13 protein-coding genes are annotated in these 14,607 nt (G+C 37.0%); 10 read left to right on the plus strand and 3 right to left on the minus strand.

Translation table 11 applies throughout. The features are described from left to right. From dnaA to recF, 4 genes are all read left to right on the plus strand, one after another. Complete coding sequence (dnaA, locus tag NBX03_RS00005; RefSeq protein WP_330638430.1) at positions 1–1,338, plus strand: chromosomal replication initiator protein DnaA; 1,338 nt, start codon at positions 1–3, stop codon at positions 1,336–1,338. 448 nt (positions 1,339–1,786) lie between these two features. Next, the gene (dnaN, locus tag NBX03_RS00010; RefSeq protein ID WP_250228728.1) at positions 1,787–2,899 is read left to right on the plus strand and encodes a DNA polymerase III subunit beta; all 1,113 of its coding nucleotides are present in this window, start codon (positions 1,787–1,789) and stop codon (positions 2,897–2,899) included. An 8-nt stretch (positions 2,900–2,907) separates the two neighbouring features. Continuing rightward, complete coding sequence (locus tag NBX03_RS00015; protein WP_250228729.1) at positions 2,908–3,132, plus strand: RNA-binding S4 domain-containing protein; 225 nt, start codon at positions 2,908–2,910, stop codon at positions 3,130–3,132. 654 nt (positions 3,133–3,786) lie between these two features. Then, positions 3,787–4,881, plus strand: a complete 1,095-nt coding sequence (gene recF, locus NBX03_RS00020; protein WP_250228730.1) for a DNA replication/repair protein RecF — start codon at positions 3,787–3,789, stop codon at positions 4,879–4,881. A 167-nt stretch (positions 4,882–5,048) separates the two neighbouring features. On the opposite strand, the gene NBX03_RS00025 is transcribed toward recF, so the two are convergent. Beyond that, positions 5,049–5,276: a helix-turn-helix domain-containing protein gene (locus NBX03_RS00025; protein WP_250228731.1), complete on the minus strand. Its 228-nt coding sequence runs from the start codon at positions 5,274–5,276 to the stop codon at positions 5,049–5,051. Positions 5,277–5,394: 118 nt separating this feature from the next. Then, on the minus strand, positions 5,395–5,592 hold the full coding sequence (locus NBX03_RS00030) for a hypothetical protein (protein WP_250228732.1): 198 nt from the start codon (positions 5,590–5,592) through the stop codon (positions 5,395–5,397). A gap of 104 nt (positions 5,593–5,696) precedes the next feature. Between NBX03_RS00030 and NBX03_RS00035 the strand changes: the two genes are divergently transcribed. From NBX03_RS00035 to gyrA, 5 genes are all read left to right on the plus strand, one after another. Then, positions 5,697–5,939, plus strand: coding sequence for a helix-turn-helix domain-containing protein (locus tag NBX03_RS00035; RefSeq protein WP_250228733.1), 243 nt, complete (start codon positions 5,697–5,699; stop codon positions 5,937–5,939). A gap of 154 nt (positions 5,940–6,093) precedes the next feature. After that, the gene (locus NBX03_RS00040) at positions 6,094–6,336 is read left to right on the plus strand and encodes a helix-turn-helix domain-containing protein (protein ID WP_250228734.1); all 243 of its coding nucleotides are present in this window, start codon (positions 6,094–6,096) and stop codon (positions 6,334–6,336) included. A 334-nt stretch (positions 6,337–6,670) separates the two neighbouring features. Then, the gene (remB, locus tag NBX03_RS00045; RefSeq protein WP_250228735.1) at positions 6,671–6,949 is read left to right on the plus strand and encodes an extracellular matrix regulator RemB; all 279 of its coding nucleotides are present in this window, start codon (positions 6,671–6,673) and stop codon (positions 6,947–6,949) included. A gap of 406 nt (positions 6,950–7,355) precedes the next feature. Beyond that, a complete protein-coding gene (gene gyrB, locus NBX03_RS00050; protein ID WP_250228736.1) occupies positions 7,356–9,260 on the plus strand; it encodes a DNA topoisomerase (ATP-hydrolyzing) subunit B in 1,905 nt (634 codons plus the stop codon). A gap of 407 nt (positions 9,261–9,667) precedes the next feature. Then, the gene (gyrA, locus tag NBX03_RS00055; protein WP_250228737.1) at positions 9,668–12,166 is read left to right on the plus strand and encodes a DNA gyrase subunit A; all 2,499 of its coding nucleotides are present in this window, start codon (positions 9,668–9,670) and stop codon (positions 12,164–12,166) included. A gap of 726 nt (positions 12,167–12,892) precedes the next feature. Here gyrA and NBX03_RS00060 read toward each other — a convergent pair. Next, complete coding sequence (locus NBX03_RS00060; protein ID WP_250228738.1) at positions 12,893–13,411, minus strand: hypothetical protein; 519 nt, start codon at positions 13,409–13,411, stop codon at positions 12,893–12,895. Between the two features lie 460 nt (positions 13,412–13,871). Here NBX03_RS00060 and NBX03_RS00065 point away from each other — a divergent pair, with 460 nt between their 5' ends. Continuing rightward, positions 13,872–14,417: a GNAT family N-acetyltransferase gene (locus tag NBX03_RS00065; protein ID WP_250228739.1), complete on the plus strand. Its 546-nt coding sequence runs from the start codon at positions 13,872–13,874 to the stop codon at positions 14,415–14,417. The last annotated feature ends 190 nt before the right edge of the window (positions 14,418–14,607 follow it).

Genomic DNA, 14,607 nt, shown 5'->3' on the forward strand with positions numbered 1-14,607 from the left:
ATGCCTATGAATATACCCATTGAAAAAGCCTGGGAAGAGGCCTTGTACATTCTTAAAAACAAGCTTACAGACGTTGCTTACAACACCTACGTAAGAACGCTTCAGCCCCTTTATATTAAGGACGGCTGCTTCTATCTTCTCACAACGGAAAATTTCTATAAAACCACCATACAGGGCCGATATTTTACAGATATTTTAAAGGTTGTAAAGGCCGTTGCAGGCGCTGATGCCGAGGTAAAAATCGTTGTAAGAGAAGACCTTTCCGAAGAAAGCCACGATACAAGCATGAAGCCTTCAAAAACCATAAATGAATACGGCTCCAACCTCATTCCCAAATACAGATTTGAAAATTTCGTAAAAGGAAAATCCAATGAGCTTGCCTATGCCACAGCTGTAGCCGTTTCAAACTCTCCGGGTAAGACCTATAATCCTTTGTTTTTATACGGAGGCGTTGGCCTCGGAAAAACTCACCTTATGCATTCCATAGGGAATTTTGTGCTGGATATGGACCCAAGCACCAAGGTTTTATACTGTTCCACGGAAACCTTTATGAATGAGCTGATTAACTCTATCCGACAGAACAAAAATCAGGAATTTCGCAATAAATACAGGGAAATTGACGTTCTTTTAATAGACGACATTCAGTTTTTATCGGACAAGGAGGGTACTCAGGAGGAATTTTTCCATACCTTTAATACCCTTTATAATGCCAATAAGCAGATTGTTATAAGCTCCGACCAGCCGCCAAAAGAGCTTAGAACCCTTGAGGACAGGCTTCGTTCAAGGTTCAGCTGGGGGGTTATCGTAGATATTACATTGCCGGATTTTGAAACAAGAACGGCCATTCTTGAGAAAAAAGCAGAGCAGGACAATATAAAAATACCCAAGGACGTAACGAAATTCATCGCAAAAAACATCGTTTCAAACATCAGGGACCTTGAAGGGGCATTAAATAAGGTTTCTGCCTATGCCACTTTAAGCGGAAGCCCCATTACTCAGGAGCTTGCGGAAATGGCCCTGAAAGACATTATCATCAACAATGAAAAGCCGGAAATAACCGTAGAATATATTCAGCAGGTGGTTGCAGATTATTTCAAAATAACCCCTGAGGAAATAAAAAGCAAAAAAAGAACCCAAAACATTACATACCCAAGGCAGATAGCCATGTATTTATCGAGAAAGCTTATTGATATAAGCCTTCCCAAAATAGGGGAGCTCTTCGGCGGAAGAGACCATTCTACAATCATTCACGGCTGCGATAAAATAACCGACCTTATTGAAAACGACAACCAAATCAGAAACACCGTCGTGGAAATAGAAAAGCTCATTGTGGATTAATCTTTCATTTAAACAGCTATCAATAGGCCGAAAGGGATATTTCTTTTTGTGAATTCCTTTGTGGATAAATTATACAGTGTTTTTTATTTTTTATGGACTTTTTTCCCTTGCCTATAATTATCCACATATAGACTTATCCACAAAATCTGTTTTAAATTTTTCCTGTTGGTTTTATCCACTGTTTTTGTTTATATCCCTGTGATTTTCCTGTGGATATTTTGTGGATAAGCCTCTTGGAGATTTTGACCTGTGGATTCTGTCTATAACAAAGCTTTTATATTCTATTTTTCCACAGGGTTTTAATTTTAAATTTTTCTTTCTTTTTGAAGGGCCAAAGGACTTATCAACATATCTACAGCCCCTACTACTACTGCTACTGAAAATAATATATATATATAATAAGAACTGTTCATAAAATTTTCTGTTGATTTTTTTCGGGAGGTACGAAATGAGAATTATTTGTTCAAAAGATCGCTTAATGGAAAACATCAATATCGTTTCCAAGGCCGTTACTCAAAGGACGACGCTGCCTATTCTTGAATGCATTCTTTTAACTGCCGATGATAACGGCCTTAAACTTATGGCAAACGATTTGGAAATGGGTATAGAAACAGCTTATATTCCTGCTACCGTAGTTGAAAAGGGCGTAATCGCTCTTGAAGCCAGAATGTTTTCCGAGATAATAAGAAGGCTTCCCGACGGCGAGGATGTTTCCTTATATTCAAATGAAAACAATATTACCATGATAAACTGCAAGAAGACGGAGTTTAAAATTCTAGGCCAATACGGTGATGAATTCCCTAAAATACCCAAGGTTGAAAAGTCCGACGAATACAAAATAAAATCAAGCGTATTAAGAAGCATGATCAGAGAGACCATATTTGCCGTATCCTTAGATGAGAGCAAGCCTGTTCTTACGGGAGAGCTTTTTGAAATAGAAAACGGTATCCTCAATATGGTTGCTGTAGACGGTTTTAGAGTTGCTTACAGAATTTCTCCTTTTGAAGAGAAATGCCCTGATAAAACCGCGGTAATTCCTTCAAAAACATTAAATGAAATATCAAAAATAATCCCTGCCGACGAGGAAGCAATCATCTCATTATATTTTACGGACAAGCATGTTTTATTTGAAACTAAGGAATGCACCGTGGTTTCAAGGCTTTTGGAAGGAGAATTCCTTAAATACAGGCAGATTTTTACAGACGACCACACTACAAGCGTTAAAATACACCGCCAGCAGTTTATTATGAGCCTTGAAAGGGCCTCTTTAATATCAAAGGATATTAAGAAAAACCCCGTTAAGCTTCAAGTGGAAGGGGATGTGCTTATCATTACTTCAAATACGGAAATGGGCACAAGCTACGACGAAATCGCTACCGTTACAGAAGGAAGCAATTTAGAAATCGCCTTTAACCCCAGATATTTAATAGACGCTTTAAAGGCCATAGACGACGAATACATAAACATTAAATTTACGACCTCTTTAAGCCCCTGTACTATTGTAGGGCAGGAGCCCCATAATTATAAATATTTAATTCTTCCCTTACGTCTTAAATCATAGAGGAGCATATGGATAAAATAAGCGTTAAAATCGATTCTGAATACATTAAGCTTGGGGAGCTTCTAAAGTATGCCAATGTAGTAAGCCAAGGCTCAGAGGCTAAATATTTGATTAAAGAAGGCAATGTAAAGGTGAACGGGGAGACTGTCCTTGAAAGAGGAAAAAAGATATACCCGGGAACAGAAGTTTATGCCCTTTATAACAATGAGGAATTTTTTATAAAAACGGAGTAAAATATACTGCGAAAATTCTATTTCAGTAATTTTACTGTGAGGGAAAGTTAAGTCTTTTATTATTCTTCTGATGAAAAACTTAAAGCCTTCATTTTTCTGCACTTTGCCGGAAAAGAATTGGAAAAGTTAAAAGTCCGGCCATGTAATGCTAAAGTAGTGAAGAAGCCTAGCTTTGTTATTATGCCGTAAAAGTTTTCTGAGTAAAATTTCTTTTTGTTAAAGTGATTATAATACGAATTGCTTTTCCAAAGGGATTTATAGTTTAGTTTAAAAGAAATTGCAGGGGCGATAGGGGTTAGGCCTTATCGCCCCGTAAAATATTCATATAATTACACAATATAGTTAATTTGCTTTTATTTCCAAGTGAATATTTGGATTGAGACGGTTTAAAATAAGAGAAAAGCAAATTAACAATCATACGGTTTCATATTTAATCAAGTATAGTAAATTTACTTTTCTTCTGTAGTAAGAAATGGGCTCAGAAAAGGTATCAAATCAAGGAAAAGTAAATTTACGACCCTATTATTTTACTTTAATTCGAGTATAGTAAATTTCAAATGAAACAGGAATAAAAATCGTATGGTTAAGCCGTTTATGAAAAATAGATTTTTATTGCTTCCTTCTGTGAAATTTACTGTATATTAAGGAGCTTCAATGCTTGTTTCTTCAGTTTCATTAAAAAATGTCAGGAATTTAAAAGAGCTTAACATCGGCCTTTCCGAAGGGATTAATATTCTTTACGGAAACAATGCCCAAGGAAAGACTAATTTCCTTGAAGCAATTTATATCTGCGCAACCGGCAGAAGCCATCGGACAGCCTCTGATAAAGAAATCATAAACTTCAAAGAAAACGAGGCCTTTATTAATCTTTCTTCCGTCAGCAACGGAATAAAGGATAAAATAAGCGTTTATCTCAGAAGGGATTTGAAGAAGGGAATCGCCGTAAACGGCGTTGCTTTAAGGAAGCTTGGGGATTTATTCGGCAGGCTTCTTATTGTAATGTTCTCTCCTGAGGATTTGCAGCTTGTAAAAAGCGGCCCTTCCGAAAGAAGAAAGTTCATGGATATGGAAATCTGCCAGTTAAGCAATGTCTATTATTACGAGCTGCAAAGCTATTACAAGGCCCTGCGCCAAAGGAACAATTTTTTAAAGGAAATCTCCAAGGACAAATCTTTAAAAGACACCATATTCATATGGGACGAGCAGATTATAAGCCACGGAATAAAAATATACAATCACCGTATGGAATTTACATCGGATATCAATAAAATTTCATCGGGAATTTATTCAGACATTACGGAAGCGAAAGAAAAGCTTGAAATTCTGTATAAGCCCAACATCACCCCCGAAACATTTAAGCAAAGGCTTGAAAGAAGTCTTGAAAAAGACATCTATGGCGGAAGCACCTCTTACGGCATTCATAAAGATGACATCTCTTTTTTAATAGACGGCACCGAAGCCAGAAACTTCGGCTCTCAAGGCCAGCAGCGGAGCGTCTCCTTATGTGCGAAGCTTGCGGAAATTGAGCTGATTAAAAATAAAACAGGCATTACACCTGTTCTTCTTCTTGACGATGTTTTATCGGAGCTTGACAGCGGAAGGCAGTTTTTTCTTCTCTCAAGGCTTTCGGATATTCAGACCCTCATTACCTGCACAGGGGTAGAGGACGTGCTTTCAAAGGTAAGCTCCATTGAAAATATAAAAATATTTAATGTGGAAAACGGCATGATTACAGAAAAGGGGAAATAAGGATTGGATTTAGCTTTAAAGTATTTAAAGCAAAACAAGATTAAGGCAGGAACAAAAACCTATTTTTCATAAACGGCTTAAAATATAGAATTGCTATTTTAAGCCCTTTAAAATATACGATTTTTGTTACGCTAATTATAGTAGAGTGTTGCAAAGCACCGGCATAATTATTTTAAAAGCTCATCATAAGTTGTGTTTAAGGCCTCTTTGATGCCCTTCAGCTGAGAGGCTTTCAGATGCTGTATCCCTCTTTCAATTTTTACGAGGCTTTCCCTTGTCATTTCAATGCCGGCAAGCTGGAGCATTTTTACAAGCTCCGTCTGTCCTATTTTCTTTTCAAGCCTTAACCTTCTTACATTTTCGCCTAAAGTAAATTTAAAGTTAAACAGTAACAAAGCCGTATATTCCCAGCAAACTCAAAAATGTACCGTTTCCGAAGGAAATCCGTGTTTTTGAGTTTGCTGGGAATAGGCTTTTGTTACTTCTTTATAATAAATTTACTTTATACGAATTTCATCTTGTTTGATTTTTTGCTCCATGATACTCATCTCTTAAAATCATTATTTTTGAATCCTTCTCATTTATGCTCATATATAATTCTTCGGCATCTTTGTGTGCCTTTATAAGTGATTCTGTTATTTCCTCTAATTTTTCTATTGCTTCAAGCTGAGATAAAAGAAGTTCAAAATACATGGATTTATAATTTTTCATAAGTATACCACCTTTTTATAGGCTATGCATAGCCTAATAGTATCATGTATCGCCTATAATTTCAATGTCTTTATTATAATCTTGACTTTAAAGGTGGTGATTTTTTGGATACTGTTTCTGCTGTAAGAAATCGTATACTTGTGCTTTGTGAAAAAAATAACATAACTATAAATAAGCTCGCGAATATATCAGGCCTTTCGCCGTCCTCTCTAAAAAGTATTCTTTACGGAAAAAGCAAAAATCCTAAAATAGAAACCATAAAGATTATATGCGATGGCTTAGGTATTACTCTTGGGGAGTTCTTTTCATCTCCTGAATTTGATAATCTTGAACAGTCTATAAAGTAAAGGTATTTTAATTTCCCATGATATAAATTATTTTTATTTTAATTAGCCTCATTATTCTTTATGCGTTTATTGCATAAAAATCAATATATTTTATTTTATAAAGTATAATTAGATTAAAGGCTTATTAAATAAAAAATAGTTTGAGGGTGATTTTTTGGATACTATTTCTGCAATAAGAAATCGTATTTTTACTTTATGTGATAAAAAGAATATAACTGTTAAAGAACTAATAAATGTATCTGGACTTTCTTCATCATCTATCCATAGTATTCTTTATGGAAAAGGTCGAAATTATAAACTAGAAACCATAAAAATCATATGTGACGGGTTTGGCATTACACTGGGAGAGTTTTTCTCCTGTCCTGAATTTGACAGCCTTGAGCAGTCGATTCGATAAAAAGTAAAAAGCCGGTTTTACAAATACTTTTTGAAATAAAAAGAACTCTTTTAAAAGAGTTCTTTTTGTTTTTTAGAGTATATTTAATGACATATTTTGTCATATATTTTCAAACACAATAATTGCAGGCCTTAATATAGCTAAAAACCTAATTTTAAGGCTCTTTCTATGCTAAAAAGCTTTTGAAATACAGTATTTTGTGGTATACTTATATATAGTGTTTTATATGAATTTTCATATAAAACAAGCGGATTTTCTATGAAAATTTGAATACTTACGGATTCCTTTAAATTTATATTTTTGTCTTTTAATTTTATAATACGGAGTGGTTTATTTGTACCTTCATATCGGCGGTGAAATTGAAATTTCGGTAAAGAGAATTATATCAATTGTAGACGTTCAGATTTTAGATCAGAGCCTTTATGACGGTGAAACAATAAAAAACTATACCATAGAAAAAATTTCAAACGATTCGCAAAAATCTGCCGTCATTGCTTATTCAGAAGGCAGCAGGCAGCATTTCACCCTTTATCTTTCACCTATTTCCACGGCGTCTCTTAAAAAAAGGCTTGGAAATAAGCTTACCTGCCTTAAAGGTTCATTTGTTTCTTAAAGCAATAGAATCTTTAAGATAAGCCCTGACAAAGGGGAGGTAAAAGCCTTTAAAGAAATGAAGCTCTTAAGCTTATTTAGGCTTAATGTTTTATATACGGTAATTTCCGGTATGGATTTGCTGTATAGTAAATTTCATATAAAGAAGCAGCAAAAGCCTGTTTCCATCAGGCTCAAAAACACGGATTTCCTTTGGAAACATAATGAAATTGCCTTTATACCATAATAGGCCATAAGGCTTTTAATATATAAATCAAATAAAGGCAGTTTCACAAAGGCGATTTGCTTTATGTCTTTTAAAGCGCATTTTTGAACCTGTGAGAATATACGGCTTTGCTGCTGTTTAACTTTAAATTTACTATAGTTTTGTTTTTTATGTATTTTTTTATGCTAAGGAGAGTTATTCAATGACACCTGAATATGACGAAAATCAAATTCAAATACTTGAAGGGCTGTCGGCTGTTCGCAAAAGGCCGGGAATGTATATCGGCAGCACCTCTGCAAGAGGCCTTCACCATCTGGTTTACGAAATCGTAGACAATGCCGTAGACGAGGCCCTTGGGGGCTTTTGCGACGAGGTCACGGTTACGATACATGAAGATAACAGCGTTTCCGTTTTAGATAACGGAAGGGGTATTCCCATCGGCATTCACCCTCAAAGAGGGATTCCTGCCGTTGAGGTTGTTTTTACCGTGCTTCACGCCGGCGGAAAGTTCGGCGGCGGCGGATATAAGGTTTCCGGCGGGCTCCACGGGGTTGGTGCTTCCGTTGTAAACGCTTTAAGCGAATGGCTTAAGGTAAGCATCTTCCACGAAGGAAAGGTCTATGAACAGCTCTACGAAAGAGGAGATGTTAAAACAAAGCTTGAATGCGCAGGCGATACAGATAAAAGAGGAAGCTTGATTCATTTCAAGCCCGACAGCGAAATCTTTGAAGAGCTTGAATATTCCTTCGATACTTTAAAGCAGCATATGCAGGAAACGGCGTTTCTTACAAAGGGCCTTAAAATAAACCTTATCGATTTAAGAGGAGAAGAGCCCAAAGAAAGAACCTTTCATCATGAAGGCGGAATTAAGGAATACGTTCAGTATATTAACCGCAATAAAACCCCTGTTTTTGAAGAAGTCTTCTATGCCGAAGCCCTGAAAGACAAGGTCATGGTTGAGATGGCCCTTCAATACAGCGATGAATACCATGAAAGCGTTTACACTTATGTAAACAATATCAATACCATGGACGGCGGAACCCATTTAGCGGGCTTTCGTTCCGGTCTTACAAAGACAATCAATAATTACGCCAGAAAATACAATCTTCTGAAGGAAAACGAAGCCAATTTATCCGGTGACGACGTAAGAGAAGGCCTCACTGCCGTTATCTCCATAAAAGTAGAAAATCCCCAGTTTGAGGGCCAGACAAAGAGCAAGCTTGGCAATTCCGAAGCAAAAGGGGCCGTTGAATCGGTTATCTGCGAATATTTAGAGTATTTTCTTGAAGAAAATCCTTCCATAGGCAAAAGAATTGTTGAAAAATCCGTCCTTGCATCAAGGGCAAGAGACGCCGCCAAAAAGGCCAGAGAGCTTGTACGAAGAAAGTCCGTCCTGGATAACGGAAGAATGCCCGGAAAGCTTATGGACTGCAACGAAAATAATCCTGAAAAATGCGAAATTTTCCTTGTTGAGGGAGATTCCGCCGGCGGAAGCGCAAAGGACGCAAGAGATCCGGACGTTCAGGCAATCCTTCCCCTTAGAGGAAAAATATTAAACGTTGAAAAGGCAAGGCTTGATAAAATTCTCGGAAACGAAGAAATAAAGGCCATGATTACTGCCTTCGGCACAGGGATTCATGAAGACTTTGATATTAATAAATTAAGATACCATAAAATTGTCATCATGACCGATGCCGACGTTGACGGCGCCCATATCAGAACCCTTCTTTTGACCTTCTTTTACAGGTTTATGAAGCCTTTGATAGAAGAGGGGCATGTTTATATTGCCCAGCCCCCTCTTTTCAGGGTTGAAAAGGGCAATAAGGAATATTACGTTTACGATGAAGACGGCCTTGAAAAAATATTAAATGAAATCGGCAGAGACGGCATAAAGCCTATCCAGCGCTATAAAGGTCTCGGTGAAATGGACCCTGTTCAGCTTTGGGACACCACCATGGACCCTGAAAGAAGAATACTGCTTCAGGTAAATATGGAAGACGCCGTATTGGCAGACGAAATATTTACCCAGCTTATGGGGGACAAGGTAGACGCAAGGCGTGATTTCATTAATGAATATGCCCAAATGGTAAAGAATCTGGATATATAAAAAGTCGATTGAAGCAGGCTTCAGTCAAGACTTACTTTAACACTTAGGCGGAAATGAATTCCGCCTAAGTGAATAAGCCTGCGGTACTTAAAGAAGTAAGCTATTATCCTGCCTGGTATGCCTAAAGTGCAGATATAAAGAAACAGCAGGTAAATGTAAGAGGATTCTTAAAGATACCTGCTTACAGATATCGGCCCTTATATTTTAGGGGCATCAAAAACAAGTATTTTATAGTCAATTTGCTTTTATTCTAAAGTGAAAGATGGCTTAAAATAAGAAAAAGACAAATTGACAATACTGCTGTTTCATACTTATTCAGGTATACAAATTAAACAGAAAAACCTATTTTATTATAGCTTTAATTCCGGGACAAGGCCTTTAGGCTGTCCCCAAGGAGAGAAATATAAATGGACGAAAATAATATGAACAAGGAACAAAATATAAAGCCTGTGGTTTTGGAATCGGAAATGAAGGATTCTTTCCTTTCCTATGCCATGAGCGTTATTGCTTCAAGGGCATTGCCCGACGTAAGAGACGGTTTGAAGCCGGTTCACAGGAGAATTTTATATGCCATGAATGAGCTTAATTTAAGCCCTTCAAGCGCTTATAAGAAATCTGCCCGTATCGTCGGCGATACCATGGGTAAGTATCACCCCCACGGTGATTCTTCTATCTATGATGCTATGGTGCGTTTGGCTCAGGGGTTTTCCATGCGGTATCCTCTCGTAGACGGCCACGGAAACTTTGGTTCCATCGACGGTGACTCCGCCGCCGCCGCCCGTTATACGGAAGCAAAATTAAGCCGTATTTCCATGGAAATGATTTCGGATATTGATAAGAACACCGTTGATTTTATCCCTACCTATGATGAAGAGAATAAAGAGCCTGTGGTGCTTCCTTCAAGGTTTCCAAATCTTTTGGTAAACGGTACTTCTGGTATTGCCGTAGGGATGGCTACAAACATTCCTCCCCATAACTTAGGGGAAACCATCGACGGCGTTATAAAAATCATTGACAATCACATTAATGAAAACAGAAAAACCGAGGTAGAAGAGCTTTTAAATATCGTCAAAGGCCCCGATTTTCCTTTAGGCGCTACGATTTTAGGCGTAAACGGCATTCGCCAGGCCTATATGACAGGAAGAGGCAGGATTATTGTACGCTCCGACGTTTCCATAGAGCCTATTGATAATTCAAGAGATAGAATCGTTGTTACTTCTATCCCTTTTCAGGCCAATAAATCTACGATAGTTAAAAAAATAGCCGATTTAGTGAAGGAAAAGAAATTAGAGGGCATCAGTGACATCAGGGATACCTCCAACAGAAACGGAATAAAAATTATTATAGATTTAAAGAGAGACGCAAATTCAAACGTTGTTCTCAATAATCTTTATAAATATACGCCCTTGCAGGACTCTTTTAACTTTAATATGCTTGCCCTTGTGAATAATCAGCCTAAGGTTTTGAACCTTCTGCAGATATTGGAGCATTATTTAGACCATCAAAAGGACGTCGTAAGAAGGCGTACGCAATTTGATTTGGACAAGGCTCTTAAAAGAAGCCATATTTTAGAAGGCCTTTTAAAGGCATTGGATTTCATCGATGAAATTATCGCCCTTATCAGAGCCTCAAAAGACGGCCCTCAGGCAAGAGAGCGTTTGATGGAAACCTACGGCTTTACCTTTGAGCAGGCTCAGGCCATCGTAGAAATGCGTTTAAGGCAGCTTACAGGTCTTGAAAGGGAAAGGCTTGAAAAAGAATATGAAGAGCTTAGAGCCCTTATAGAAGAGCTTACAGCAATACTTGAAAACGAAAGCCTTCTTTACGGCTTGATTAAAGAGGAGCTTTTAGTCGTAAAAGCAAAGTATAACGATGAAAGACGCACTGCTATTGTTCTTGACCCCGGCGAAATTGATTTTGAAGACTTGATTAACGACGAAATGAGCGTTATTACCATGACCTACATGGATTATATTAAAAGGCTTCCTTTATGCACCTATAAGAGCCAGAACAGAGGCGGCAGGGGCATTATGGGCATGCAGATGCGGGACGAAGACATCGTTAAGGACCTTTTCATAACCAATACCCATTCAAACCTTCTTTATTTCACAAATAAAGGCAAGGTCTATGTGAATAAAGGCTATGAAATCCCCGAGGCCGGCAGAACCGCCAAAGGAACCGCCATCGTAAACCTTCTGAGCCTTGAAGGCGGGGAAAAGATAGCGGCGGTAATTCCTATTCAGGAATTTGCAGAAGGCAGCTACCTTACCATGATAACGAAAAAAGGTATATTAAAGAGAACCTCTATAACGGAATTTTCAAGAATTAACAAATCCGGTCTCAGAGCTCTTACCATCAGGGAAGATGACGAGCTGATAGCCGTTTTGAATACCTCCGGTGACAATAATATTTTCATATGCACAAGAAACGGTCTTGGCATCGCATTTAATGAAAATGATGTAAGGCCTATGGGCCGTACCGCTGCCGGCGTAAGAGGAATCAAGCTTAATAAAAATGATTACGCGGTAGGTGCCAATGTTCTCAAAGAAGGCTATGAGCTTTTATTCGTTTCCGAGCTGGGCTTTGGAAAGCGTACAGACATCGATGCCTTTGCTATCCAAAAAAGAGGCGGAAAAGGCCTAAGGGTATATAAAATAACCGACAGAACAGGCCCTCTTACAGGTATAAGCCTTGTTAAGGATACAGAAGAAGTCATGCTTATCAATAGCTCAGGGGTTATCATAAGGCTTAGAGCTTCCGATATTTCAACCTTGGGAAGGGTTACCCAGGGAGTTAAGCTCATAAACCTGAACGAAGACGAGAAGGTTATTTCCATGGCAAAAATCTCCGAAGAACAGCTTTCCTATGAGGAAGAATGCGGAGAAGAATGTGGGATTGAACAATAAAATATTTATATTAATTAAGGGGCGATAGGATATCGTCCCTTTTTATATTCTATAGGCCATTATAGTAACCTTTTTATAAAGAAGTAACAAGAACCGATTTACTAGGGATTCATCGTTACCAAACAAAAAACAAGTTTGATAACCATAAGAAAACGCTCACTTAAAAAAGATTTGCAGGCTTGCGCCGGCATTCTTTTCTAAGTTCGCATAGTATAAAAACACGGATTTCCTTCCAAAGCGGTACATTTTTGAACCCTCGCGAATATACGGTTTTGTTACTGTTTAACTTTAAATTTACTGTAGCCCTTATGGTATAGTAAATTTCACAGAAGGATGGAATAAAAGTCTATTTTTCATAAACAGCTTAAACATATAGAATCGCTATGTTTAAGCCATTCAAAATATACAATTTTTATTACTGTTTAACTTTAAATTTACTGTAAGATTAATATACTCATGCTGTTGATATTTCCAGTATAAAATATTATTGCAGTACAAAAGCATCTGAAAAACGATTTTTTATAGCCTAATAAAATTAATTTTAAAAATCATAAGGGCAATATAGGGCCTTGGCCCAGAAGTTACTCTCTATAAATAATGTTAATAACAATAACATTCGAAAAACAGCCATTCATTATCCCATAGAATTAAATTCAATAGTTATAGAGAAGGATATCCTTAGGGAATAACTATATGACCCCAATAAATTTCATATGATCTATTTATCTATAACTTCATTTCATATTCATTACATATTCTTTCAAGGCCGTCTACCGTATGACCGAAGTTTTTGCGGTATTCAATGTGGGCTTTTACTGCCTGAACTGCTTTTCTAAGTCCGTTTTTGCCGAAGTCTTTTAATATGTGGGTAAGATATTTTTCCGTTGCCTGAATGCTTATGGCGCGTTTATATATTTCTCCGTTCAGCATGTTTTTTACGGCGTATACATACATGATTGCGGAATTGCGGTTCACACCTGTTTCTCTTGAAAGCCTGTCGATTTCCTGATTGAATTCTATAGCATTTTCAGAAAACACAGCCTTTCCGCATTCATAGCAGGCGTCAATCATTTCTTCCGTCATTTTCTGCCTTTGATTTGTATTTGGAGAATAAGGGGATTGGCCGTTTAATTCATCCTCCCGTTGGGCTTCCAGTTCTTCTATTTTGCTTTCCATTGCATCGCATCTGTTTTCAAGATTCTTTATACGGCTCAATAATTCTAATATAATGCTTTCGTAGTTCATATCGACACCTCCTTTATAATTTTATTGTATCTTATATGATATTGAATGTATCATATCAAAACATAATGATAAGTGTAAGTATTTTTTAAAATATTTTAAATAATATTCGAGTATCATATAATACATATTAAATGTCATATAGAATATCATAGAAGGTAATATCTTACAGGTTTCGATTTTTTTCTGCTATGTTTGATAAATACGGGTATTTGTTGTAGAATATAAATGAAACCTAATTGAAAAATAAGCCGATAATTTATTTTTCAATAGGCGTTTTTCTATGGCAATAAACTTATAACAAATTAGGGTTAAACAGTAAGAAAGCCGTAGCTTGATTTTGAATCAAACATATGCCGTTTCCTGGGGAAATCTGCGCTTTTGATTCAATAGCGGATGGTTTTTACTTCTTTATAAGAAGTTTACTATATTTGCCATAGGGCATTTAATAGGAGGTCATACTGTGGAAATAGACATTTCTAATGCATTCATTGAGACCGAAAGGCTGATACTTCGCCCTTGGTGTAAAGAGGATTTACAGGATTTTTATGAATATGCCTCTGTTCCCGGGGTTGGAGAAATGGCTGGCTGGAAGCATCATGAATCTATAGATAAATCTGAGGAAATTTTAAAGCTTTTTATTGAGGGTAAGAGCACTTTTGCCGTTCAATATAAAGAAAATAATAAGGTAATTGGCTCTTTGGGGATCCATGGTTCATGGACTTCGAAAGACGAAAAATATGCGCATCTGAATTCAAAGGAAATAGGCTATGTGCTTTCAAAAAAATTTTGGGGAAAGGGCCTGATGGCGGAGGCTGTAAAGGCCGTAATCAATTATTGCTTTAGTGAATTAGGCCTTGAAGCTCTTACCATATGCCATTTCGTAGAAAATATACAGTCAAAAAGAGTTATAGAAAAATGCGGCTTTGAATTTGTAAAATACGATAAATATTATGCAAAGGACCTTGAAAAAGAATTTGACGAAATGCAATATATTTTAATGCCGTAATTTGCTTTGATAATGCATCGGTTATAGTAAATTTAGCGTTAAACTCTAACAAAACCGTATATTCATGAAGACGCAAAATGTACCGTTTCTGAAGGAAATCCGTATTTTTGAGTCTCTAATGAATAGGTTTTTGTTACTATTTTATAAGAAATTTGCTATATTTTTGTAAGTTTTCGTAAAATAGCCCCAC

The sequence above is a fragment of the Anaeropeptidivorans aminofermentans genome (genome assembly GCF_940670685.1).
Lineage (GTDB): Bacteria > Bacillota > Clostridia > Lachnospirales > UBA5962 > Anaeropeptidivorans > Anaeropeptidivorans aminofermentans.